Annotated in this window: 23 protein-coding genes and 1 tRNA gene; 7 read left to right on the plus strand and 17 right to left on the minus strand. The window is 40.5% G+C overall.

What is annotated here, in order from left to right; translation table 11 throughout:
• Positions 1 to 335: 335 nt before the first annotated feature.
• From NDN11_RS15290 to NDN11_RS15305, 4 genes are all read right to left on the minus strand, one after another.
• The gene (locus NDN11_RS15290) at positions 336 to 1,496 is read right to left on the minus strand and encodes a hypothetical protein (RefSeq protein ID WP_251110125.1); all 1,161 of its coding nucleotides are present in this window, start codon (positions 1,494 to 1,496) and stop codon (positions 336 to 338) included.
• A 25-nt stretch (positions 1,497 to 1,521) separates the two neighbouring features.
• Positions 1,522 to 2,556 carry a nucleoid-associated protein gene (locus NDN11_RS15295; protein WP_251110126.1) on the minus strand — a complete coding sequence of 345 codons (1,035 nt, stop codon included), beginning with the start codon at positions 2,554 to 2,556 and terminating at the stop codon, positions 1,522 to 1,524.
• An 81-nt stretch (positions 2,557 to 2,637) separates the two neighbouring features.
• Positions 2,638 to 3,366 carry a hypothetical protein gene (locus NDN11_RS15300; protein WP_241287243.1) on the minus strand — a complete coding sequence of 243 codons (729 nt, stop codon included), beginning with the start codon at positions 3,364 to 3,366 and terminating at the stop codon, positions 2,638 to 2,640.
• A 112-nt stretch (positions 3,367 to 3,478) separates the two neighbouring features.
• A tRNA-Leu gene (locus NDN11_RS15305) sits at positions 3,479 to 3,565 on the minus strand.
• Between the two features lie 180 nt (positions 3,566 to 3,745).
• On the opposite strand from NDN11_RS15305, the gene queA reads away from it, so the two are divergent.
• The 7 genes from queA (at position 3,746) to secF (ending at position 11,439) form a co-directional block, all read left to right on the plus strand.
• A complete protein-coding gene (queA, locus tag NDN11_RS15310) occupies positions 3,746 to 4,783 on the plus strand; it encodes a tRNA preQ1(34) S-adenosylmethionine ribosyltransferase-isomerase QueA (RefSeq protein WP_251110127.1) in 1,038 nt (345 codons plus the stop codon).
• Positions 4,784 to 4,960: 177 nt separating this feature from the next.
• Positions 4,961 to 5,989 carry a hypothetical protein gene (locus NDN11_RS15315; RefSeq protein WP_251110128.1) on the plus strand — a complete coding sequence of 343 codons (1,029 nt, stop codon included), beginning with the start codon at positions 4,961 to 4,963 and terminating at the stop codon, positions 5,987 to 5,989.
• Between the two features lie 31 nt (positions 5,990 to 6,020).
• Complete coding sequence (locus NDN11_RS15320; protein ID WP_005193124.1) at positions 6,021 to 6,590, plus strand: LemA family protein; 570 nt, start codon at positions 6,021 to 6,023, stop codon at positions 6,588 to 6,590.
• 348 nt (positions 6,591 to 6,938) lie between these two features.
• Entirely contained in the window at positions 6,939 to 8,069 is a 1,131-nt protein-coding gene (gene tgt / locus NDN11_RS15325) for a tRNA guanosine(34) transglycosylase Tgt (protein WP_005193126.1), read from the plus strand.
• A 108-nt stretch (positions 8,070 to 8,177) separates the two neighbouring features.
• The gene (yajC, locus tag NDN11_RS15330; RefSeq protein ID WP_167250013.1) at positions 8,178 to 8,507 is read left to right on the plus strand and encodes a preprotein translocase subunit YajC; all 330 of its coding nucleotides are present in this window, start codon (positions 8,178 to 8,180) and stop codon (positions 8,505 to 8,507) included.
• A 51-nt stretch (positions 8,508 to 8,558) separates the two neighbouring features.
• The gene (gene secD, locus NDN11_RS15335) at positions 8,559 to 10,460 is read left to right on the plus strand and encodes a protein translocase subunit SecD (protein WP_251110129.1); all 1,902 of its coding nucleotides are present in this window, start codon (positions 8,559 to 8,561) and stop codon (positions 10,458 to 10,460) included.
• A gap of 10 nt (positions 10,461 to 10,470) precedes the next feature.
• The gene (gene secF, locus NDN11_RS15340) at positions 10,471 to 11,439 is read left to right on the plus strand and encodes a protein translocase subunit SecF (RefSeq protein ID WP_167250017.1); all 969 of its coding nucleotides are present in this window, start codon (positions 10,471 to 10,473) and stop codon (positions 11,437 to 11,439) included.
• A 64-nt stretch (positions 11,440 to 11,503) separates the two neighbouring features.
• Here the strand turns inward: secF and NDN11_RS15345 are convergent, their stop codons facing one another.
• The 13 genes from NDN11_RS15345 to NDN11_RS15405 all read right to left on the minus strand — a co-directional run bounded on the left by NDN11_RS15345 (position 11,504) and on the right by NDN11_RS15405 (position 23,773).
• Positions 11,504 to 12,166 carry a 4'-phosphopantetheinyl transferase family protein gene (locus NDN11_RS15345; protein ID WP_251110130.1) on the minus strand — a complete coding sequence of 221 codons (663 nt, stop codon included), beginning with the start codon at positions 12,164 to 12,166 and terminating at the stop codon, positions 11,504 to 11,506.
• A 61-nt stretch (positions 12,167 to 12,227) separates the two neighbouring features.
• The gene (gene der / locus NDN11_RS15350; RefSeq protein WP_004802653.1) at positions 12,228 to 13,637 is read right to left on the minus strand and encodes a ribosome biogenesis GTPase Der; all 1,410 of its coding nucleotides are present in this window, start codon (positions 13,635 to 13,637) and stop codon (positions 12,228 to 12,230) included.
• A gap of 176 nt (positions 13,638 to 13,813) precedes the next feature.
• Positions 13,814 to 14,956: an outer membrane protein assembly factor BamB gene (gene bamB / locus NDN11_RS15355; RefSeq protein WP_167250021.1), complete on the minus strand. Its 1,143-nt coding sequence runs from the start codon at positions 14,954 to 14,956 to the stop codon at positions 13,814 to 13,816.
• Positions 14,956 to 15,654, minus strand: a complete 699-nt coding sequence (locus tag NDN11_RS15360; protein WP_167250023.1) for a YfgM family protein — start codon at positions 15,652 to 15,654, stop codon at positions 14,956 to 14,958. The genes bamB and NDN11_RS15360 overlap by 1 nt, the downstream gene beginning before the upstream one ends.
• A 29-nt stretch (positions 15,655 to 15,683) precedes the next feature.
• Complete coding sequence (gene hisS / locus NDN11_RS15365; protein WP_167250025.1) at positions 15,684 to 16,976, minus strand: histidine--tRNA ligase; 1,293 nt, start codon at positions 16,974 to 16,976, stop codon at positions 15,684 to 15,686.
• Positions 16,973 to 18,088, minus strand: a complete 1,116-nt coding sequence (ispG, locus tag NDN11_RS15370) for a flavodoxin-dependent (E)-4-hydroxy-3-methylbut-2-enyl-diphosphate synthase (RefSeq protein ID WP_004802647.1) — start codon at positions 18,086 to 18,088, stop codon at positions 16,973 to 16,975. The genes hisS and ispG overlap by 4 nt, the downstream gene beginning before the upstream one ends.
• A gap of 22 nt (positions 18,089 to 18,110) precedes the next feature.
• On the minus strand, positions 18,111 to 18,905 hold the full coding sequence (locus NDN11_RS15375; RefSeq protein ID WP_167250027.1) for a helix-turn-helix domain-containing protein: 795 nt from the start codon (positions 18,903 to 18,905) through the stop codon (positions 18,111 to 18,113).
• Positions 18,896 to 19,702 (minus strand): type IV pilus biogenesis/stability protein PilW, encoded by an 807-nt coding sequence (pilW, locus tag NDN11_RS15380; protein ID WP_251110131.1) that lies wholly within the window; start codon positions 19,700 to 19,702, stop codon positions 18,896 to 18,898. Before pilW ends, NDN11_RS15375 begins: the two co-directional genes overlap by 10 nt.
• A 17-nt stretch (positions 19,703 to 19,719) precedes the next feature.
• Positions 19,720 to 20,955: a dual-specificity RNA methyltransferase RlmN gene (rlmN, locus tag NDN11_RS15385; protein ID WP_251110132.1), complete on the minus strand. Its 1,236-nt coding sequence runs from the start codon at positions 20,953 to 20,955 to the stop codon at positions 19,720 to 19,722.
• Between the two features lie 121 nt (positions 20,956 to 21,076).
• A complete protein-coding gene (gene ndk / locus NDN11_RS15390; protein WP_004652531.1) occupies positions 21,077 to 21,508 on the minus strand; it encodes a nucleoside-diphosphate kinase in 432 nt (143 codons plus the stop codon).
• A gap of 107 nt (positions 21,509 to 21,615) precedes the next feature.
• Entirely contained in the window at positions 21,616 to 21,816 is a 201-nt protein-coding gene (gene iscX, locus NDN11_RS15395; protein WP_004652532.1) for a Fe-S cluster assembly protein IscX, read from the minus strand.
• A gap of 96 nt (positions 21,817 to 21,912) precedes the next feature.
• Complete coding sequence (locus NDN11_RS15400; protein WP_167250033.1) at positions 21,913 to 22,464, minus strand: phosphatase PAP2 family protein; 552 nt, start codon at positions 22,462 to 22,464, stop codon at positions 21,913 to 21,915.
• A gap of 37 nt (positions 22,465 to 22,501) precedes the next feature.
• Complete coding sequence (locus NDN11_RS15405; RefSeq protein WP_251111558.1) at positions 22,502 to 23,773, minus strand: glycosyltransferase family 4 protein; 1,272 nt, start codon at positions 23,771 to 23,773, stop codon at positions 22,502 to 22,504.
• Positions 23,774 to 23,907 lie beyond the last annotated feature (134 nt).

The following is a 23,907-nucleotide window of genomic DNA, read 5'->3' on the forward strand; positions in this document are numbered from 1 at the left end:
ATTTTCGTTATACGGTTCTTTACGTTTTATATAAAAAATGTGAAAACTATCACTTAGTATTAACAAACTTTAACAGAAAAGGCAATTGTTGATTCAATCAATTCGCAACAAAACGTGAAATTTCATTAAATTTAAACTTTGCAATTATCTTGTATAAATCTGACCTAAGGTAAATGTATTCAATAAAAGTGAAAGGAAAAAATTTAGCATATGGTTCTATCCATTTTTTATAGGGGAAGCTACTCGGTGTAACTGGATGCAATACATATTTTCTTTTTTTCATACTCTAGACTAGCCCCTTTTAGGGGCTTGAAATTTGATTTTCACATTAAAATTCAATAGAAAAATCTTGTGAAATAAACCAAGAAAACCAAAACTGTTGCAAAAATTGTAATTTTTTTAACTAACTTCAAATTACTGTCTAGCTTGTTGAGTCTTGAACTTAATTGAGAGTAGACTTCTAAATATTCAGCTCTATAAGTTGAATCATCCTTTTTAATCATCTCTTCTTCTCTTAAATTAATTTCATTCCTTAATGCTGTCAAAGTACTATATTGATTTGATATCTGCATTAATACGAAAGTACCGAATATAGATATCCCAACGACTATTAAGCTATTTTTAATAAAATCACCAAAACCATTAACCAACACAATTTGCCCAGCCGCAAGAACTGTTGCCAGGGGCAGAGTTAACAATTGGTTTTGCATATCAGAGAATACTTTATTAATTTTAATTGTATATTCTCTACGATCTTCTTCTAATTTATTTTTGAAATCATCGAAGGAAAAGTTATCAATATACAATTGAAAATTATTTCTCACCAAAAGATAAAAAGCTTCAAATTTTTTTAAAAAGGTAGAAAACTCAACATCTTTTTCCAAAAACATTCCATTTAATGCATTACGAATAGAAAGTACTCTGTCTTCATGATGCATTTTATTGAACACATAATCATCAACAAAGAGCATGATTTTTTTAAAATCAACATTTAAATCAGATGCTTTAAATTTAAAATTTAGCTTGAGATTAATTTTCCCAAAGAAAATAATATATGGTTCATTGCCTAAATAGCCTTGAAAGTCAGATATTGTGTTCAACGCATCATATAGCTTAGCAATTTTTATAAAATTTGGTAATTCTTCATCTTTATAATCATAATCCGAAATATAATTAAATTTTTCTTCAAATATATAAAAACTGCTTTTCGGTTTCACATCAACTCTTCTTTCAGGATTTGAAAGATAATCATCTAATGAATAAAATATCCCCGTATTAACTATATCGAAAACTATTTTTCTTTGTTCACGATCACTATCACTTGTATCAAGATTTAGTGATTGGCATGTAGCTTCTAATTCATCATAACTAAACTTAAAATCTAAAGGTACATAACCAGTGAATTTACATTCATCTTTTGAATAATCAAGATTATCTAAAGCCACAAGAGTTGTAGCAAAGAACTCTAGAACATTTATACTTTCTTGATCATTCATATTTAATTCAATAATTTAAGTGAGATTAGCGGCGTTTAAGCTCGTCCAATTGTTCTCCAAATTGCCCATTAGGATCAGCGATAAAAACAAAACCATCTTTAGAGCTCACACTTCCCTTTTCGAAGTCTGCCATATCAAATGAAAGCTTAATAGTCCCAGACTTCACAGTTGCCCTTTTCCACCCCCGCACTGTATCAGCATGAGGTTGAAATTCATCACTAATTTCAATATCAGTTTGTGCACGGATAAAATCATAAAAATCATTTTCAGCAGTCGGATCTATAATTGTAGAAAGTACTTTAAGACTAACTGTAGGTTGCTCTGTTGAATCTTTTTTCTTAGTTATAGCATCAGCGAAATACTGTTGCATAGATTTTTTAGCTTCTTTATATTTTTCATCAGACCATTCATTTGCCTTGGCATAAGATTGAAGTAGAGTATTTATGGCAATCGTATATGTTTTTGAATCTGTATAGTCAAGACAGTCAATTGATTTTGCAAAATAATCGGTAATTTTATCTCGAGATCTTTTAGTAAATGAGATATGAGGCTGTTCTAACGCTTCCCATTTCTTTAGATCAATCCTTGCACCTTCATGAAGTTTATCTAAATCGATAGAGAGAATTTCACTTAAACTAATTGCTGACTTATCAAATGTAATTGCTGATTTTTCCTTAATCATTGAAATCAACAAGTACGATTTCCCAGCCTCTTCGTATTCAACAACAACGACGAGCCCTCCTGTAGCCGCTGGTGATGACTTCAATTCAGTATTCAGACGGTCTAAAAGAAGTGTTGTTAATTTTACAAAGTCTAAATTTCCAGCCCTATATTCTTTTAAGTTGTCCGAAAACTTTGAATTTTCTCCACTTTCAACACACCCATATCCACTTATCGATATATTGTACTTTTGTCTTAATTTTTCAACGAAGGATATTGATACTTCTGAATCTACAGGAAACTCAGTATTAGACTCTAAAACAATTTTCGGCTCAGAATTTCCTTTTCTAGTAGCCGATTCTTTTTCAATCTCATGAATAATAAAATGTGTGAGCTTCACATTAACCCCTATTTTTTAAAAATTATTCCAATCTCTTGATAGTAACTAAGTCACTATTTCTTTTCTAGCCTTAATATTTCATTATTCATCATCATTAGTTGAATTATTTTTTACTTTCTCTAATTCTAAAAATTTCTTAGCTTGCCATGGCTTAACCATAGGCTTGAGAATCATTAGCGCTAACAGGAGACAAGCTATAAACAGAATAAATTGAGAGACAAAGAAACTAAATGGAACTTGATTTAGACCAACACCTGCTTTTATGCACATAAAAGCAATATATGCCATAGGTAATAATGAACCAAAACCTATTGAAAAATATATAATTGTTCCAGCAACATTTAAGCTATTAACAAGCCAGTCTTTGCAGAAACTTTTTAACTTAAACTTCTGTGTAGTTTGATCTTTTTCCAAATAGAAACTTGCTTTTTTATAATAAAATATTGCTAAGTTTTTATTTTCACATGAGAGGATATATTCAAGTAAATCTTTATCATGATGAGAATATTTTAGTAATTTATTGAGTTTGGAAACATCCAAATGATATTGAATTTGGTTTTTATATTTTTCAAAAGATGCATCACTAAGTAGTTTTTCTTGATCTTTAATTTCATCATTTATACGTTGGATCTTATGATCTTGGTGCTCTCGTATGCTGCTTAGAATCCCAGACTTAGCGACAAAGAAAACAATCGCTACGACTAACACAAGAAAAAGAACACTACTACAGATAATTACGCCATATGGGTTATCAATTATTCGTTCTAATAGTGGTGTAAGATTCAATTCTGAGTTTAAATTAGCTGACATTTTGCCCCCATAAAAGATAACAAGATTTTAAACTATATCTTTATTATAAATATAAATTATTAAGCATTAAAAAACCCCAAGCCTTTAATACCAGCTTGGGGTCTTTGAATCTTGGTCCCGAGGGTCGGACTCGAACCGACACGTCATCTCTGACAGCGGATTTTGAGTCCGCCGCGTCTACCAATTTCACCACCTCGGGAAGAGTGCGATGCTTTGTGTTGCGTATAATAACCTGTTTGATTTTATTGTCAAACACTTACTCACGCTTATTGCTCACTTTTAAATCATTCAGATATTTTTCTGCTTATAAACACGTGAACTCAGCGAGAAAACGTAAAAAAGACTATACTACGCCCAATTTTTGCAATGTTTTAGATGTATGCAACTCTCCGACTTTTCGTTTGATCTCCCCGATGAACTTATTGCTCGCTACCCACTAGATAGCCGTAGCGCATCTCGCCTGCTGCATATCGATGCGCAAGGTCAATATCACGACCACGCGTTTACCGATATTCTCGACCTGCTCGAAGACGGTGATTTGCTGGTATTGAATGACACCAAAGTCATGAAAGCACGTTTAAAAGGCAAACGTGCTACAGGTGGAGCAATCGAGGTTCTGGTTGAGCGTATGTTGGATACTCATACTGCGCATTGCCATATTAAATCAAGCAACTCACCCAAAGCAGGCGCAGAACTGTATATCGGTGAAGATGCAGTACCTGTCACCGTACAAGGTCGCCATGAAAACCTATTTGTGGTGAAGTTTTCACAACCAATTTTGTCGGTACTGGATCAATACGGTCAGTTGCCGATCCCACCTTATTTCAACCGTGAAGCGGAAGAGATTGATACCGAACGTTATCAAACCGTATTCCACGATCCAGAAAAAATTGCCAGCGTTGCAGCACCAACTGCGAGTCTGCATTTCGACCAAGGCTTATTAGAAAAACTAGCAGCCAAAGGCGTGCAAAAGACCTTTGTCACGCTACATGTCGGTGCAGGGACTTTTATGCCTGTGCGTACCACTGACATTACCAATCACATTATGCACAGTGAATGGTGTGATGTACCGCAAGCCACGATTGACCTGATTTTGGCGACCAAAGCGCGTGGCAATAAAGTCATTGCAGTGGGAACCACGGCGACCCGTGCCTTAGAAAGTGCAGCACAAGCCAATCAAGGCAAAATTGCAGCTTGGACTGGTGATACGCAAATCTTTATCTATCCAGGTTATCAGTTCTGCATCGTGGATCGTTTGATTACCAACTTCCATTTACCAGAATCGACCTTGTTGATGTTGGTTTCAGCGCTATCAAATCGAGACAATATCTTGGCTGCTTATACCCATGCAGTTGAACAACGTTATCGCTTCTTTAGTTATGGCGATGCAATGTTGGTGGATAAGCTTGGCGCTTAAAACAGATTAATCGACTAAATTACGGTTTAGTCGATTTTCTCAATTAAATGTTTTGGTAAAAGTCACTCATTCAAGATAATAAAACTCAACTAGATTCAGATTATAGACTTCTTAGTTTCTGAAATTTAAAGCATAATTCAAACAAGACCAACCTATTATAATGAAACGATTATTTCCATGCCAATCGACACTGTACAACAAGCGCTGCATATCAGACGTAAAAAAAATGCGCAGGTTTTTCACAATATTGCTCGGCTGTGGGAAGCTGGACAAAAGTCTCATAGCGATCAAGCCCTGCTAGATGCTTTGCATCCATGGCGTGACGATCACAGTCTACGGTTTTTTAATGTGCTGCCCTACTTACTGGGGATGATCAGTGTTGGCACCTTGGTGTTTGGTTATTTTCTACATCCTCATATTCAATATATCTGGAGCCTACTTGGGGCATTTCTGACAGGTTTTCTGGCTTATCTGCTCTATGAACCACAAGAGCCATTAACACGCGTCATTCATTATCTTGAAGAACGCATGACGGTCTTGCGCTATGGTTTACAGTTCCAGCAATTGCCTGCTTACCTACCTATTCAAGCACAGCCACTTTTAGTGATCAGTAAGTTAAAGCAACATTTCCCCTTATTCAATCGCGGCAATGAAGCCAACGAAATTACTCAATATGCATCGACCACGTGGGATGATGGCAACACAACCCACCAAGTCCTGCTATTTCAGTATCACTATGTCAGTGAAATGCCGATCCTTCAGGATCAAAGCAGTGAAAAAAAAATCGTTAAAGAAATCCATAAAGATTTGTGGGGCGCATTTATTTTTCAAATGCCAGCCTTGGGTATTGCCGTAAGCAATCAACGTTCTCGTTTTTTTGAACCTTATACCAGTTCATGGCAAAGCAGCGATATTTTGATTAACCAAGAATTGAATATTTTTGGCTTAGATCAACACCGACTCGCAAAAGAAGTGAGTCCTAGTTTGACCTTAAAGTTACATGATTTTTTTCAACATTTTACAGGTGATTTAATTTATCATCATGAAGAGCAAATCATGTGTTACGTCGGCGAACAAAATCTTTTCCAAACCGCCAGTAAACGTAGTGAAATACAGGATATTCCAGCATTACGTGGACATTTAAGAACCATGACCATGCCGCAATATCAAAAGTTTCAACAGCTCATGCTGAATTTAATTAGCTAGTCATCTAGCGATAACAATAAGGGGAATAGCGATGACAGGTTTACTAATCTTTTTGGGGATTTTTGTGGTACTGATCGTATGGGGCGTTTCTATCCGCAACAACATCGTACGATATTTTAATGCCACCAAACGTGCATGGTCAGAAGTAGCTAACTTCGAACGTCAGAAAGTAAAGACCTTAGAAGCTCTGGAAGCGACACTGGATCAATATACCCAGTTTGAAAAATCCACACTGGAAAAAGTCACTGAGTTACGTCAGCAGATTCTTAATCTCAATGTCAATGACACTGATATTTCTCAGTTACAACAGATTGAGAAAATGAGTAAGGAACTGATTCGTAGCTTGAATGTGGTGGTCGAAAATTATCCTGAACTGAAAGCAGATGCGCTGTATAGCAAGATGATGGATGATATTCAGGAACAAAACGAAAATGTCGGTGCGGCAATCACTATCTTTAACCGCAATGTAGAATTATTTAATAACCAAATCGAAGTGTTCCCAAATAATCTGATCAATACACTGACTTTATCTAAGAAAGCCATTCGCCCGTTTAAGGATAATCTGGCGACTGAAAATTTTGACTATAAGCCGAATTTTTAGTGCCTTAGCGGCGATCACTGTAGTCTATTTTATAAGCGGAAAATCATTCAGCTTGATGCTTTAGATTTACTATCTTACCTCGTAAATCCTCCTCCCTTGCGCTGCTACAACCGCAGCCCACCTTTTAAAAGGAGGGGGAATTTGAGTTTATCTTCAGAAATATTGCCTTTTATCCCCCTCTTTTTAAAGAGGGGTTAGGGGAGATTATTATTTTTTGGTTATGGCTACATTTAGTAGTAGAACTACACGCCATAATCGGGGAAAATAGCCGCTTTCGATCAGCGAACTGTTTTTTCGCCTCCTTGCGCTGCAATCAAAGTAGCACTTCGATCTTGCTCAGGTTATTACATGAAATTTGAAAAATTAGGCCAGTCGGGGCGCGCCCGTCGTGGTCGACTTACTTTAGAACATGGTGTGGTTGAAACCCCTGTGTTTATGCCAGTGGGTACTTACGGTACGGTTAAAGGCATGCTCCCGCGTGACATTGAAGAAATTCAGGCACAGATTATCTTAGGAAATACATTCCATCTCTATTTACGTCCAGGCTTGGAAGTGATTAAAGAGCATGGTGGTCTGCATGAGTTTATCCGATGGGATAAACCTATTTTGACTGACTCAGGCGGTTTCCAAGTGTTTAGCTTGGGCGCAATGCGTAAAATCAAAGAAGAAGGTGTGACCTTCCGCTCTCCGATTGATGGCTCAAAGGTGTTCTTGTCTCCAGAAATTTCAATGGAGATTCAACATGTATTGAACTCAGATATCGTGATGATCTTTGATGAATGTACGCCTTACCCTGCCACCCATGAAGAAGCGCAAAAATCATTGCAGCTTTCTTTACGTTGGGCAAAACGTTGTAAAACCCACCACCATGATGAACTCAAGAATAAAAATGCATTATTCGGCATTATTCAAGGTGGCATGTACGAAGACCTTCGTGACGAGTCTCTCACTGGCTTGTTAGAAGTTGGTTTTGATGGTTATGCGATTGGCGGCTTATCAGTCGGTGAACCTAAAGAAGAAATGATCAAAGTACTTGATTATTTACCTAACAAAATGCCACAGGACAAACCGCGTTATTTAATGGGTGTGGGCAAACCAGAGGACATCGTAGAAGCAGTTCGTCGTGGTGTCGATATGTTTGACTGCGTGATGCCAACCCGTAATGCACGTAATGGTCATTATTTTGTCACCGATGGTCTGGTCAGAATTCGTAATAGCCGCTACCGTCATGATCAAGGTCCTTTGGACCCACATTGTGATTGCTACACTTGTAAAAACTTCAGTCGTGCCTATTTATATCATTTAGAGAAGTGTGGTGAGATGCTGGCATCGATGCTCGGCACCATCCACAACTTGCGTTACTACCAACGCCTGACGCAAGGTATGCGTGATGCTTTGGATAACGGCACATTTGATGAGTACGTTCAGGACTTTTATGCCCGTCGTGGATTAGACGTTCCACCATGTCCAGAAGACTAAGCTGAACGATTTGCATCAAGATTTGCGCCTGATCGCAAGACAAGGTACATTGCAAAACGAATTGGGATTTATTGTTAATTTTTTGCCTTTTAATTTTAGGAAATCGAAATGAGTTTTTTCATCTCTACTGCTCATGCTGCTCCTGCTGCAGCACAAGGTCCAAGCCTCATGGCAAACATCTTGATGATTGCTGTCTTTATCGCAATCTTCTATTTCTTGATCTGGAGACCTCAAGCAAAACGTGCTAAAGAACACCGTTCTTTAATCGAAAGCTTGGGTGTAGGCAGTGAAATCGTGTTTGCTGGTGGTTTAATGGGGAGAATTACCAAGCTTGAAGGTGACTTTGCAGTAGTTGAACTCACTCGCGGAGTTGAGGTAAAAATCCAACGTGCGAGTGTCATTTCAGTATTACCTGAAGGCACATTAAATAACCTTTAATCATAAAATAGTCGTGCCTCAGCACGACTTTTTCATTTAAGAAGAAAGCGAATGCGTTACCCTGCATGGAAATATTTACTGATCCTTGTGGTACTTGTGATCAGTACGTTATATGCACTTCCAAGTCTGTATCCAGATGAACCTGCTGTCCAAATTTCTGGGGCAAAAGCAGGCACCAAAATTGATCAGACTATCGTGCAAAAAGCTGAGCAGATTTTAAAAACTGCCAACATTAGCAGTCACGACAATAGCTTTGCCAACAACGCGGCCTTATTACGCTTAAACTCTTCTGAAGAACAGTTAAAAGCCAAAGAAGTGTTACGCCGTGATTTAGGTGATGACTATGTAGTTGCGCTCAACCTTGCACCGACCACGCCAGAGTGGCTGCAAAAGATTGGGGCAAAACCGATGAAACTCGGTTTGGACTTACGTGGCGGTGTACACTTCTTGCTCGAAGTCGACATGGATAAAGCAATTAGTCAGCGCATGGAAACATCTGCGACTGATTTACGTCGTCAATTCCGTGATAACAAAATCAAATTTAACAACCTTGCATTAAACAACAACACCATTACCATTCAGTTTGCAAGCAATGTAGACCGTGATGCAGCGGCAGATTTTTTACGTCGTAATGGTAATGAGTTTACTCAGCAAGCAGTTGCTACTTCATCTGGTGCAACTTTAAGACTGAATTATACCGACACTCGTCGTCAAGAAATTCAATCTTATGCAGTCAACCAAAACTTAACTACCTTACGTAACCGTATCAACGAACTCGGTGTGGCTGAAGCGCTGGTACAAACTCAGGGTAGCAACCGTATTGTAGTTGAATTACCAGGTGTACAAGATACAGCTGAAGCAAAGCGTGTCTTGGGTCGTACAGCAAACTTAGAGTTCCGTTTAGTTGCGGATAGCAATGATCAATATATTGACTCATATACAGGAAAATATAATGGTCAGCCACTCCCTCCAGGTACTGAAGTCTTTGCTTATCAGTCTTTAGACAGTGGTCGTCAATTGCTGTTACAACGTAACCGTATTTTGACAGGTGAACGTGTTCAAAATGCAAGCTCTGGCTTTAGCCAAGACTCTGGTGGTGCAGAAGTAAACATCACTCTAGATTCTTCGGGCGGTAAGCTCATGGCAGATGCAACGCGTGGTGCTGTAGGCAAACGTATGGCTGTCTTGTTTATCGAGAATAAACAAAAAATCTCTTATGTTGCTGATCCAAATACAGGCGTTCAAACTGAAGTTCGTACCCCATATACAGAGTCTGTCGTAATCAATGCTGCGACGATTCAAGCAGTACTCGGTTCACAGTTCCGTATTACTGGCCTAGATTCACCGCAAGAAGCGGCTGAACTTGCCTTGATGCTTCGTGCAGGTGCTTTGGCTGCGCCAATGTACTTCGTAGAAGAACGCGTTGTTGGTCCAAGTCTTGGTCAAGAGAACATTGATAAGGGCGTGTTATCAACCCAAATCGGTTTCTTACTCGTTGCGATCTGGATGGTGGTGTTCTTCCGTTTATTCGGTTTAATTGCAAACTTTGCCTTGGTGTTCAACCTTGCCATGATCCTAACAGTCATGTCTTGGATTGGTGCCTCCCTCACCCTACCGGGTATTGCGGGTATCGTCATTACCATTGGTATGGCGGTCGATGCCAACGTATTGATCTGTGAGCGTATTCGAGAAGAAATGCTCTGGGGTGCCTCGCCCAAACAGGCGATTGTCGCAGGTTATGATCGAGCCTATAACACCATTCTTGACTCCAATTTAACCACTTTCATTGTTGCGTTTATCTTATTCGCGATTGGTACTGGTCCGATCAAAGGCTTCGCAGTCACCTTGATGATTGGTATTGTTTGTTCGATGTTTACTGCAATTACCGTAACACGTGCAATCGTACAGCTCATTTATGGCAAGCGCCGTAATTTGACCAAGTTGAGTATTTAAGGAGATTCACATGACTGATCTGACTCAACAAGACTCAAAACAATACGGTCGCCCAGATGATCTAAAAATCATCCCGTTTATGAAGATTGCCACACCTGCGGCCATCTTCTCGATCCTGATAACCATTGCCAGTATCTTCTTTATTGTGACTAAAGGTCTAAATCTCGGTTTGGACTTTACTGGCGGTATTTCGGCTGAATTGAACTACAAGCAAGGTGTTCAACCTGCTCAAGTGGTTCAAGCACTCGATCGTGCAGGCTTTAAAGATGCTGTGGTACAAACATTAGGAAGCAGTACTGACCTTATCGTACGTATGCCAGTACAAGAAGACCTGAATGTTGAAGACCTGAGCAACAGCATCACGAAAGCAGTTCAATTACCAAATAACACAGTAGAAGTTCACAAAGTGGACTCTGTCGGTGGTGCAGTGGGTAATGAGCTCTATGTACGTTCTGCAGGTGCCGTTGCACTGGCACTGATCTTAATGTTGATCTACGTCACCGTTCGCTTTGAATTTAAAATGGCAGTCGGTGCTGTAATGTCATTATTCCATGACATTATCATCATTTTTGGTGCTTTTGCGCTGTTCCAGTGGCCATTCGACTTAACCGTACTTGCGGCTGTGCTTGCGGTGATTGGTTTCTCACTCAACGATAACATCGTTGTTTCGGACCGTATCCGTGAAAACTTCCGTAAAATTCGTGGTGCAAGTCCTCGTGAAATCGTAGACATCGCACTCACAGAAACTTTACGTCGTACCATTCACACTTCGATGACCTTATTACTCGTGGTACTTGCCATGATGTTCTTAGGCGGTGATGGCTTACACTGGTTCTCTATGGCAATGTTTGTTGGTATCTTTGTTGGTACTTACTCATCAATCTATATCGGTACAGCATTCGCATTATGGCGTGGTCTGAACCGTCAGGACTTTATTGTTCAAGTTAAACCTGAATTTGAAGAAGACCAGATTCCTTAAATCAGTTCTTCTTTAGATTAAAAAATGCCAGCAAAATGCTGGCATTTTTTATGTTGGTACAAGATTATTTATACATATGCTGAATAATCTGAATCTGTGGAAACTGAAAACCACGACAAGATTGCTCAGCTCGCCACGCTACGGTCAGCACAATATTTTGATTGAGAATAAAATTCTGATAAGCAAAACCTCCAATCAAAGGATGAGAACACATTCCCCCATAATTAGATGGATGGACTTGGGTATTTAAACTATTTAAATCAAGGCGGATTCCAAGTCCCGAAGCTTTAAGAATAGCCTCTTTAGTGGTCCAAACCCGTAACCAATATTCATTGTCTTGATCTTGGTGCTGCCAAGTTTGGTATTCCTCAGGATGAAATGCATGTTGTGCCAAGGCATCAAAGCGCACTTTCCGATCGAGTTCTTCGACATCAATCCCAAGATCTTTTACCCGCTCACTCATGGCCAAGGCATAATATTGCTGGCTATGGGTATGATTAAAATGTAAGGCATGCGAACTTAAAAAAGGCTTGCCATGTTCATGTTTGGAAAAACTGAGTTCCTCAGCATTACATTGCAGCCGCTCAGCCAACAGATCATTACGATATTCCTTTATCTGCTGTTTTTTATAATGATTAAAAGCACTTAAATCAGCAAAATCAGTTTTACTTTGTTCGAGGAGTTGAGCCAATACCTGAACATGGATTTCAATTTCACGTGTTGACATTGGCTTTACTCCCTATAAAAAAGCCCAAAGCAAAGTTTGGGCTTTTGGCATCAAGATCAGCTTAACGCTTGAATTTCTTTTCAGCTTTCTTAAACTTCTGTACATAACGACGTTTACGTGCTGCCACGCGTTCATCCACTTGCGACTTACGTCCTTCAAATGGGTTGTCCGATGTTTTAAAATCAACACGAACAGGTGTCCCTTCCAATTTATAAACTTTGCGGAACACATTCTCAAGATAACGGCGATAGTCCGCAGGTGTTTTATCTACTTTATTACCATGGATTACGATCGTTGGTGGGTTCTGTCCACCCATATGCGCATAACGCATTTTAATACGTTTGCCACCAATCATTGGCGGTTGGTGCGCTTCAGTCGCATCATTTAAGATTTGAGTGAGTTTCGCAGGAGACACTTTTAAGTGTGATGAATCATAAGCACGATGGATAGTTGGGTACATTTCCCCTACGCCTGTGCCATGCAATGCTGAGATTAAATGTACTTTCGCCCAAGGAATAAAATCAAAACGACGGTCAACATCCAACTTACATTGCTTGCGATCATACTCGGTCATGTTGTCCCATTTATTGATCGCAATCACCATGGCACGACCAGCCTCAAGTGCATAACCAATCAAATGTAGATCTTGTTCTACTACACCTTCTCGAGCATCCAGTACCACTACGATGACATGGGCATCTTTAATCGCTTGTAGTGTTTTCACAATTGAGAATTTCTCAATCATTTCCTCTACTTTGCCTTTACGACGTACACCAGCTGTATCGATCAAAGTATATTGACGACCATCGCGCTCATAAGGAATATAAATCGAGTCACGCGTTGTGCCAGGTTGGTCAAATGCAACTACACGGTCTTCACCCAATAGACGGTTAACCAAAGTTGATTTACCCACGTTAGGACGACCAATAATGGCTAAACGTAAACCCGTTGCTTTGTCATGTTCTTCTGGATTTTCATCTTCTGGAACTTCAGCCAACACATCTTCAAGCATCTGCTGTACGCCACGTCCGTGACTTGCAGCAACCTGTAGTGGCTCACCCATACCAAGCTTATAGAATTCAACTAAAGCAGCTTCGGCATGTACACCGTCTACTTTATTGGCAACGAGATATACTTTCTTACCTAAAGTACGAAGCTCACGTGCAATTTGCTCATCCGATGCCAACAGACCAGCACGTGCATCCACAACAAAAACAATAATGTCTGCTTCATGGATTGCAGTTTTCGACTGCTCTGCCATGTAAGAGTCGATACCACCTTCGTTCTCACCAATACCGCCCGTATCGACAACAATGAACGATTTATTTTGATAAACCGCATCGCCGTATTTGCGGTCACGAGTTAAACCAGCGAAGTCAGCAACCAAAGCATCACGACTTTTGGTGATTTGGTTAAATAGCGTTGATTTTCCGACGTTTGGACGACCAATGAGCGCAATAACGGGTTTCATAGATTAACCTTAATTCAGACGAGCCATCGTTGATGACATCGTATCAGAAACAGTATGGAAGATTTTGGTGATCAAGTAATCACAATAAAAATTCGGGGTTTTGTTTAGACAAATACCCCGATCATTCTTTTATTAGCAATAGCTAATTGAGCATTTTACCACAAGCTAAGGCAAAATTAACGATTCTGCCAAATGGTTAATGCACCTTTTCGTGTTGCAACATAAAGCTGATTGTCAATCACACGCAATGAACGAACATCACCACTGGTTTTCGCACGGCCAATCAACTTACCCGAAGCAGGATTAATCAAATGGATCACACCATCTAAATCACCCACGACCAGATTTTGCCCTAACATCACAGGATTACTCAGCTTACGATTTAGCAACTCTTCATTTTGCCAAACCAACTCACCTGTTGCCAAGTTATACGCATTCAACTTACCGTCGGTAGTCGCAACAAAGACTTTATCTTCAGCAACTTCTGCGCTATTGGTACTGCTCGCATCTTCGCTCCACACCACACGTTGTGTCGCAAGATCAGTTACAGTCACTTGGCCTTGGAAGCTCGTCGTCACCAGATATTGACCTGAAACAACTGGGTCTCCAACCACATCGACCAAACGTTGAATGTCTGAACGACCTTCACTAATTGCAACACGGCGTTGGAAACGTGGCACACCACTGATGATATCCAAAGCATAGATATAGGCATTTGCAGAACCAATCAACACGGTACGCTCATCTAAACGAACAGGTGCAGGTTGACCACGCAAACTAAACTGAACATTCGGTAGCTTATACGCCCAAACCTGTTGTCCAGTCACTGCATCATGTGCAAATACAGTACCATCATTGGCAATAGTAATCACACGACCAGACTGAATCAATGATGGAGACAAAATTGCACCGGACAATTTCGCAGTCCATTTTTGCTCACCTGTGGCTTGGTCTAAAGCAAATAGCTGTCCTTTACGATTACCACTCACCACAATCCCTTCACCTGCCTCTACACCAGCGGTAAGTTCTTGTTTGGTAATTTTACTTTTCCAAAGACGCTCTTTACCTTTGTAAGCAGACACTTGACCATCAGGATCAATAGCAAAAACTACACCATTGTCGGTATCCAACTGCAGGCGTAAAGCCTCAGCAGCATTGGTCGACGAAACACTTTGTGAAAACACAAGGTTTAAACTTTGTTCTTGCGTGATCTTTGGCAATGGATTTGGTTTTACTTCTTTTACTTTATTGCTTGAACAACCAACGAGTAAAGCTGAAGCAATTGCAATTGCCAAAGGTAGTTTTAGTTTATTCTGCATTAAGACTCATCCACTTTGGTATCTAAGATCGGGCGCTCAAACTCAGGATCATCTACTAAAACGCCAACACTTTCGAGTTTAATTTGTAAAAGCTGACGCTCTTGTTTACGCTCGAGCAAATTATCCCATGCACTTTGATACGCTTTACGAGCAGATTCATTGTCTTTTTTCGCAACAAAAATATCGCCACGAAGTTCATCAGCAGTCGCCTTGAACGCAGGATCTGTCACGCTAGTTAAGGTTTTTAAAGCTTCATCGTATTTGCTTTGCGCCAATTGCGCATCTGCTAAACGTAATTTAACAATTTGAACCAAACCCGCATCTTTAACTTTTGAAGTTTCAACTTTCTTCAACGCTTTTTCAGCAGCAGCATAATCTTGCTTGTCATACGCAAGTTTCGCCATGATAAATTGTGTTTGAATTGCTTGCGCAGAATCCGCATCATCTTTCACAATCTTATCTGCTGTTTCAGATAAGCTGGCAAAGGCATTTGGTTGACCTGATGCAGCTTTTGCCTCATCCATCAACTTTTGCACCTTCGCAGTTTGGTTCTGGGCTTCAGCAAGATTTTTCTTTTGCCAGTATTCCCATCCGAAAAAGGCAATCAAGGCAATGAGAATTCCGCTAATCATTGCAGAACCATATTTTTTGGCAAACGACTTTAACTGGTCGAGTTGTTCATCATCACTTAAACTCATGTGATTGTCCTTTTCCTAAATTGTGCAATTTATTGTTTAAATTTTTCGATAAAAAATGGCGTCAGTTCAGTTAAAGCCACTTGTGCCTGTTCAGCCGTTGCAAGTTCCTTCACCAGTAACTGCTGAGATTCCCACTCACGCTCACCCAAGATGACTGCATAGATCGCACCTGATTGATCCGCCTTTTTCATTTGGCTTTTCATGCTACCTTGAGATCCAGTCTTTAAGCGGATTGAACTGTTCGCAGCTTCCAACTGGTCACGGATTTGTTCAGCCAATACCAAAGCTTTAGCTTGATACGCAGGTTCAGCCAATAAAAACACTTCACAATCACGTACGTCTTTGGCTTGCGCAACTTGCTCAACCAATAACAACAAGCGCTCCATACCCATGGCAAAACCAACCGCTGGTACAGACTGATCCGCTTTCCCTTTAAGCTGTCCAACCAGACCATCGTAGCGACCACCCGCACAAACAGTACCTTGCGAACCCAACATGGTTGTGGTCCATTCAAATACAGTCTTATTGTAGTAATCCAAACCACGAACGAGCTTTTGGTTAATCACAAACTCAACACCAGCATCAGTTAAATATTGCTGTAATTGTTGAAAGTGATTGATTGAATCTTCTTTTAAGAAATCATGTAGCTTCGGTGCATTTTCCAAAATCTTTTGCGTTGATTCAATTTTAGAATCCAATATACGCAATGGATTCGTCGTTAAACGACGTTGCGAATCTTCATCCAAAGCATCTTTATGCTGGTTTAAAAATTCAACCAAGGCTGCACGATATTCTGCACGTTCATCACTTTCACCTAAAGTATTTAACTCTAAGCGCACATTCGCTGCCACACCCATACGTTTCCATAAACGTGCGGTCATTAAAATGATTTCTGCGTCAATATCAGGTGTTGCTACACCAAAGGTTTCCACACCAAATTGATGGAATTGGCGATAACGACCTTTTTGTGGTTTTTCATAGCGGAACATTGGTCCGAGATACCATACACGCGGTGTTGCACCACGTAGTAAGTTATGCTCTAACATCGCACGTACACAACCCGCCGTTCCTTCAGGACGTAAAGTTAGTGATTCTGGCGGATTACCCTTGTCGAAAAAGGTATACATTTCTTTTTCAACAATATCAGTCGCATCGCCAATGGCACGCTTAAATAAACCAGTTTGCTCAACGATTGGCAAACGGATTTGTTGATAACCATAAGCATCCATCAAAGATGCAAGTTGTTGTTCCAGACTTCTCCAAGCCGCAGTTTGCGTTGGAAGGGTGTCATTAAAACCTTTGATAGCGACAATTGAACTCATGATGAACTACGAATAATGACTTTAGATTTTGCTTCTTCAAGCTCTTGAACACGTTGACGAACCATTGTTTCAATTTCATCAACCAACTGATTTGTGTCGATCAAATGGCTCTTTTCACCATTTCGATAGACTAGTGAACGAGGTGATGCACCTACAATCCCGATATCTGCTTCTTTGGCTTCACCTGGACCATTCACCTTACACCCGATGACAGATAAATCCATCGGGGTACGAATATCTTCTAATCGCTCTTCCAACGCCTGCATCACTTGAATTACATTGAATTCTTGACGTGAGCAGCTTGGACAAGCAATAAAGTTAATCCCATTTGAGCGTAAGCCCAGCGATTTTAAAATATCAAAACCGATTTTAATTTCATCTTCTGGTTCAGCCGCAAGCGAGATACGCATGGTATCGCCAATGCCTTCCATCAACAGCCCGCCCAGAGCGATTGCTGACTTGACTGTACCAGTACGATAAATCCCTGCCTCAGTTACACCCAGATGCAGCGGATTATCAATCTGTTGAGACAATAAGCGATAGGCATCCATGGTTAAGAACACATTTGATGCTTTTACGCTGACTTTAAACTCATGAAAATCTAAACGATCCAGAATGTCGATATGACGCATTGCCGATTCAAGCAAAGCCTGCCCTGTTGGCTCGCCATATTTCACCTGTAGGTCTTTTTCCAATGACCCTGCATTGACACCAATACGAATCGAAATGCCGTGATGTTTTGCCGCAGCAACCACTTCACGCACTTTCTGATCCGAACCGATATTGCCCGGATTGATACGTAAACAGTCTGCGCCATAGTCAGCCACAGCTAAAGCAATACGATGATCAAAATGAATATCTGCCACCAGTGGCACAGAAACGCGTTTACGAATCGCGCCAAACGCTTCTGCTGCTTCCATCGATGGTACAGAAACACGCATGATATCCGCGCCTGCATCTGCACAGCGCTGAATTTGCGCCACAGTTGCATCCACATCACAGGTTTCAGTATTGGTCATACTTTGAACACTGATCGGGGCATCACCACCGACATACACCGAACCGACACGGATTTTTCGTGTTGGGCGGCGCTTAATTGGATTCACAATCATCGTATAGCTCTACTCTTTGGCATTAACGAGACAAACGGAATTCTGCTTTTCCATTGACTGTATATGGAGACAAGGAAATTTGCTCTTGATTTAAAGTCAACGCTACAGCTGTTGCATCATCTAAACGAATTTGAAATGGTGATTCACCACTTAAAGTCAAAGTTGATGCTTGACGACCTGTTGCCAACACTTTACCTGTTGCATCGACAATATGCACAGAAGTTGGTCGGTTAAAGTTCAATACCAACTGGTCACCAGATGTTGCTGTGGTGGCATTGCCCATTGGAAGAATCTGAACTTCAGAGTTCTTAATCTTTGGCACATCTTCATCATCTTTATGACTTGATGTCCAATTTTGTACTGCCATCACTGCGAACCAAGCCAAAATAGCCACTGCAGCCACGATCGCAATACGTTTTAACCAAATACGGTTACGTACACTTTTCGAACCTGATAATTTCCCCATGATTTTAATTGGAGAGTTATTCAAGGCATGACTGGCTTTCAGACCAGTATCATTCACATAAATTTCATCAAAGCGTTGAATGATTGCACTGGCATCTGCATTTAAAAATTTTGCATATGCACGGTAGTAACCTTTGATAAATGTCGCTTCTGGCAATGATTTATAATCATCTTGCTCTAATGCTGTCAAGGTTTTGACAGGCATATTCAATACGTTTGCAATCTCTTCAATTTCTTTCTTTTGTGCAATACGAATTTGACGCAAATACTCACCAGGTCGTTGAATATTTCCTAACGTTGACGATGGCGAGGTTGAGCCAGTTGGCTGATGTGAATTTGGATTTATTTCCATACGGCCTCAGTACTGTACTGTAATTGCAAATAACGTTGATATTCTGGACTATCAGGAAATAGCGCACGTAGTTGGTTCACTAACACTTGCATTCCTAATTGATCCGCATTCGCTCGAGCAATGCGTAGACCAATCCAAAGTGCTCTTGCCCCTTGGTTTTTCTGTCCTACATTACGAACATATTGTTCGTATAGTTGCGATGCATCTCTATTATTTTGTTGCAAATAGAAAATTTCCGCCAACTCTAACATTGAAATAGTTGCGTTTCGATTCGCTTGTAGCGCTTGTTTGAACGATTTTTCAGCATTCGCAACATCGCCCAATCTCAAATAGATTCGCCCTAGGTTTTCCAACGATTGAAACCGCTGTTCATAACCTAAGGTTGCACCCGCACGGGTAAATTGCTCAATCGCTTCATTATAGCGTTGCTGTTGATACAAATATGTACCGTAATTATTACGCGCTTGCGCATTATCTGGTTCTGAGGAAATTGCACGCTTAAAATAAGCCTCTGCTTTTTCCATATTGCTGGCACTGCCTTCCTGTTGTAGCAAGATGCCCATCATCATATTGGCATTGGCATCACGGGAATCAACTTTTAAGGCTTGATCCAGCGAGCGCTTGGCTGAATCTAAATCACGATTACGAATATATTCTGCTGCAAGTTGGGTACGGACCTGCACTGCTTTTTCTGGATCTTTTTTTAATGTTGTAGATGTCGATTGACATGCTGTTAAGCCGAATAAAGTAAACCCAACAGCTATCGCCATAATCGTTTTTGGTCGAGTGGTATTCAACGCCTTTTCCCCAAGTATTATCCTTGTGTGCGCAAAATTTCTTGTTGTTGCGCCACTTTCTTTTTCCATTGTTCAGCACGACGGGTACGGTCAGCAACCTGTCCTACCAACTGTCCACACGCAGCATCAATATCATCACCACGTGTCTGACGAATCGTACACACAAATCCGGCATCCGACAAAGTTTTTTGGAAAGCGATAATACGGTTACGACTCGAACGACCATACGGCGCATGCGGGAACGGGTTAAATGGAATAAGATTGATCTTACTCGGTAGATTTTTTAACAGTTTTAATAACTGTTGCGCATGCTCAGGTTTGTCATTGACACCATCGAGCATCACGTATTCGATCGTAACATGTCGACGAGAACTTTCATTGCCATCTTTTGCGAGATAGCGCTGGCAAGCTGCAATCAATTGTTGTAATGGATATTTTTTATTAATCGGGACCAATTCATTACGGAGCTCATCATTTGGTGCGTGTAAAGAAATCGCCAAAGCGACATCAATATCTTGCGCCAATTGATCGATCTTAGGTACAACACCAGATGTTGATAAAGTTACACGGCGCTTCGACATGCCATAAGCGAAGTCGTCCAACATTAACTGCATTGAACTCAGTACAGCATCATAGTTGAGTAAAGGCTCACCCATACCCATCATGACCACATTAGTCACAGTACGCTCACGTTCAGCGACAGGTACATCTTCCATATAGGAATAGTTTGCCATCCACAATTGACCAATAATTTCTGCTGGCGTTAAATCACGCTGGAAACCTTGTTTACCCGTCGAACAGAATGAACAATCCAATGCACAGCCCACTTGTGACGAAATACACAAGGTCTTACGTGCACCTGTTTTATCTTCCGCAGGAATTAAAACAGTTTCAACCAATGAACCTTCACCATCTCCAACACGGAACACCCACTTACGGGTTCCATCTTTAGAGTAGTTGCGGTGCACCACATCAGGGGCTTTAATTTCACAAATTTTTTCTAATTTTTCGCGTAACTTGCCGGAGATATTGCTCATCTCAGCAAAATCAGTCACAAAATATTGATGAATCCATTTCATGACCTGACCTGCACGAAACTTTTTTTCACCCAAATCTTCGAAGAATTTTTCTAATTCAGCTCGAGACATGCCAAGTAAATTTACCTTTTTCTCGGCAGCATGAACGACAGGCATAGAAACAGACTGTTGTTTTTCATCCAAATTTTCTGATGAAACGACCACTGCAGAACTCATGTACATTTACCTAAACAATATCAGCGCTAAAAACCGCTGTGCATAATTCGCACAACGCAATCTATAAAAAATAAAAAACCAGATAAGTAGTATACCACTTATCTGGCCTGAATACTTTGGATTAACGAGTGCGTGGGCAAATCTCGTTATCAGCAAAGAAGTAAGCAATTTCACGCTCAGCAGAAGCAACTGAGTCAGAACCGTGAGCAGCATTTTCGTCGATGCTTACAGCGAAGTCAGCGCGGATTGTGCCAGGAGCAGCTTCTTTAGGGTTAGTCGCACCTAAGATTTCGCGGTGAGCAAGAACTGCGTTTTCGCCTTCAAGAACTGAAACAACAACTGGACCAGAAGTCATGAATGCAACTAGGTCAGCAAAGAAACCACGTTCTTTGTGCTCAGCATAGAAACCTTCAGCATCAGCTTGAGAAAGGTGTTTCATTTTAGTTGCAACGATTTTCAAACCTGACTTTTCGAAACGAGCAAAGATGTCGCCGATGTGGTTTTTAGAAACTGCATCTGGTTTTACGATAGATAAAGTACGTTCAATCGCCATGATTGACTCCTATTATGGTTTAAACTAAAAAATTTGCCGCATTATACCGATGTCATCGCTAATAATCAGCTTCAATATGCAAAACTTAAGCGTTTTCTGACGAATTTTTAACGAACTTCATCTAGCCATGCCATTTGAATGGCTTCGAGCAAACCTTCAGTTGACTTATTTGGGTCATCACTAAAGTCAGGCAAAGCACAAACCCATGCATGTAAATCGGTAAAACGAATCCATTGTGGATCTACATCTGGGTGTGCTTCGGTGAGTTCAATCGCAATATCAATCGTATCTGTCCAACGTAAGCCCATATGACAACCTAAATAAATATGTGTAATTGAGCGTACTTTAACAAATCATGCAATTTAAGGGATAGTGCTCTATTGCGAAATTCAGCATAAAACACATTACAATGCGATATTAAAGCTGGGTGCCAACAAAATAATCGCACTGGCAACTGATGCACCAATCATCGCACCCACAATCACATCACTCGGATAATGCAGACCTAAGACCATACGTGACAAGGCAACCAAAATGGTGAATGGCAACATTAACAGCAATAGTAGAGGTTGAATATAACCCAAAGTGATGGTCACCATCACTGCATGTAAAGTATGACCTGATGGAAAACTAAAATGATCGAGTGCCCGTTCGCCCAAGACAATCACTTGATGCACCTGATAAGGTCTTGGACGTGTGGTTTTATTTTTCAAAAATTTATAGATCAAGGTTCCGACGGAACCCGCAGCAATCACATACAAAATTTGCAGCCCGTATGCCAAACCTTGCATTGCCCAGACTGATAACAACATGACATACCAAAATGGTCCATCCCCCAAACGACTGATCGTTTTAAAAAATAAAGCGACTCGCTGCGAATGGGAGAGATGATTAAGGTAGACACACCCTTTTAAATCTAAATCAAGTATTTTTATTTTTGCATTTTGAAGATTCATACTTTTTCTCCTCTTATGAGAATACTTTAAGTCGTGGTCATGGGAGACTCCTCACGACTTGATATAGTGCTTGTTCTAATTGTTGTACTGGAAACTGCCAGCTGCTTTGCTGCACACTTTCACTGGCTACTAAACCCATCTGTCTTAATTGTGGTAGTGCTGGTAGTTGGCAAATCGATTGAATGAAATGATCTGTTTGTCCCAGTGGACTCAGCCAGCCTGTCACATTGGGTTGAACATGTTGGTGTGCGCAGACATAATCATAGGCCACTACTGCCAAACCACTGGCAATCGCTTCTAAAACCACATTACCGAAGGTGTCCGCTTGGCTGGCAAAGGTAAATACATCAGCACTGGCATAAGCAGCTGAGAGTTCTCGACCACTCAGACTACCCATAAAGATAATGTCATCCGTTTGTGCCATTTTGCCTAGACGACCACGATCTGGGCCATCCCCAACAATCACAAACTTCACATTTTTGCCCTGCTGCGCCTGTAATGCATGAAAGCTCTTGATCAGCACATCGACTTCTTTTTCTGGCGATAAGCGCCCCACATACAACATCACCCGAGTATTCGCATCGACACCCCATTGTTGGCGCAGTTGTTGTGAACGATGTTTGACTGAGAATTTTTCAGTATCCACACCACGTCCGACCACCACCAATGGGCAAGTCACACCGAAACCACGCAAAGCTTGTTCGGTATATTGACTCGGTACACAGGTCACATCAGTACTATTATGAAACCAAGTCAAATAACGTTGAATCGGCTTGACTAAAAACGCCAAGTCAAAGAAGCGGCTAAAATCATGAAAGGCTGAATGGAAACCACTGGATACTGCTATTTTTCTTGATTTTGCTGCTTGTAAGGCAGTTAAACCCAAAGGCCCTTCAGTAACGATATGCACCACATCTGGAGCAAATTTTTCAAAGGCTTTGGATACTTTAATATATTGCGGCCAACCAAACTGAATACTTGGATATTTGGGAATCGGTTGTGACATCACCAGACATTCTTGTTCAGGATGAAATTCGGTACAGACTGCTTTTTGGGTTGGTCGTACCAATAAAATTTTATGCCCTAGTCGCTGCAAACCTTGGCACAATTGCATCATCGACAAGGCCACACCATTGATTTCTGGTGGCCATGTTTCAGTTACAATGGCAATTCGGAGACGAGGACGAACGAGATCACGAAGCTCAGTCAATTCATCTTGTTTATTTTTGAGTTGTTTCCTTTTAAAGTAAAATTTAAAATTTTCAGGAAACTCTTGCTTGAATAGAGATGTCGCGTATGTACTCTGCATATCGCCATCCATTTGTGTCGTTATTTTCATGCTTTCAGCTTAAAAACATTATTTGACACTTTAATGATCAGTAAATGACAGTTTTTTGACAGTCTTAAAATAAAAAATGCCCGATTTTAGTATGAAAATGGGCA

The sequence above is a fragment of the Acinetobacter sp. C26M genome, assembly GCF_023702675.1.
Lineage (GTDB): Bacteria > Pseudomonadota > Gammaproteobacteria > Pseudomonadales > Moraxellaceae > Acinetobacter.

Coding starts and splice junctions, on each gene's coding strand:
- NDN11_RS15290 (WP_251110125.1), bottom strand. CDS start 1,496: ATGAATGATCAAGAAAGTATAAATGTTCTAGAGTTCTTTGCTACAACT.
- NDN11_RS15300 (WP_241287243.1), bottom strand. CDS start 3,366: ATGTCAGCTAATTTAAACTCAGAATTGAATCTTACACCACTATTAGAA.
- queA (WP_251110127.1), top strand. CDS start 3,746: ATGCAACTCTCCGACTTTTCGTTTGATCTCCCCGATGAACTTATTGCT.
- NDN11_RS15315 (WP_251110128.1), top strand. CDS start 4,961: ATGCCAATCGACACTGTACAACAAGCGCTGCATATCAGACGTAAAAAA.
- NDN11_RS15320 (WP_005193124.1), top strand. CDS start 6,021: ATGACAGGTTTACTAATCTTTTTGGGGATTTTTGTGGTACTGATCGTA.
- tgt (WP_005193126.1), top strand. CDS start 6,939: ATGAAATTTGAAAAATTAGGCCAGTCGGGGCGCGCCCGTCGTGGTCGA.
- yajC (WP_167250013.1), top strand. CDS start 8,178: ATGAGTTTTTTCATCTCTACTGCTCATGCTGCTCCTGCTGCAGCACAA.
- secD (WP_251110129.1), top strand. CDS start 8,559: ATGCGTTACCCTGCATGGAAATATTTACTGATCCTTGTGGTACTTGTG.
- secF (WP_167250017.1), top strand. CDS start 10,471: ATGACTGATCTGACTCAACAAGACTCAAAACAATACGGTCGCCCAGAT.
- NDN11_RS15345 (WP_251110130.1), bottom strand. CDS start 12,166: ATGTCAACACGTGAAATTGAAATCCATGTTCAGGTATTGGCTCAACTC.
- der (WP_004802653.1), bottom strand. CDS start 13,637: ATGAAACCCGTTATTGCGCTCATTGGTCGTCCAAACGTCGGAAAATCA.
- bamB (WP_167250021.1), bottom strand. CDS start 14,956: ATGCAGAATAAACTAAAACTACCTTTGGCAATTGCAATTGCTTCAGCT.
- NDN11_RS15360 (WP_167250023.1), bottom strand. CDS start 15,654: ATGAGTTTAAGTGATGATGAACAACTCGACCAGTTAAAGTCGTTTGCC.
- hisS (WP_167250025.1), bottom strand. CDS start 16,976: ATGAGTTCAATTGTCGCTATCAAAGGTTTTAATGACACCCTTCCAACG.
- ispG (WP_004802647.1), bottom strand. CDS start 18,088: ATGATTGTGAATCCAATTAAGCGCCGCCCAACACGAAAAATCCGTGTC.
- NDN11_RS15375 (WP_167250027.1), bottom strand. CDS start 18,905: ATGGAAATAAATCCAAATTCACATCAGCCAACTGGCTCAACCTCGCCA.
- rlmN (WP_251110132.1), bottom strand. CDS start 20,955: ATGAGTTCTGCAGTGGTCGTTTCATCAGAAAATTTGGATGAAAAACAA.
- ndk (WP_004652531.1), bottom strand. CDS start 21,508: ATGGCGATTGAACGTACTTTATCTATCGTAAAACCAGATGCAGTTTCT.
- iscX (WP_004652532.1), bottom strand. CDS start 21,816: ATGGGCTTACGTTGGACAGATACGATTGATATTGCGATTGAACTCACC.
- NDN11_RS15400 (WP_167250033.1), bottom strand. CDS start 22,464: ATGAATCTTCAAAATGCAAAAATAAAAATACTTGATTTAGATTTAAAA.
- NDN11_RS15405 (WP_251111558.1), bottom strand. CDS start 23,773: ATGCAGAGTACATACGCGACATCTCTATTCAAGCAAGAGTTTCCTGAA.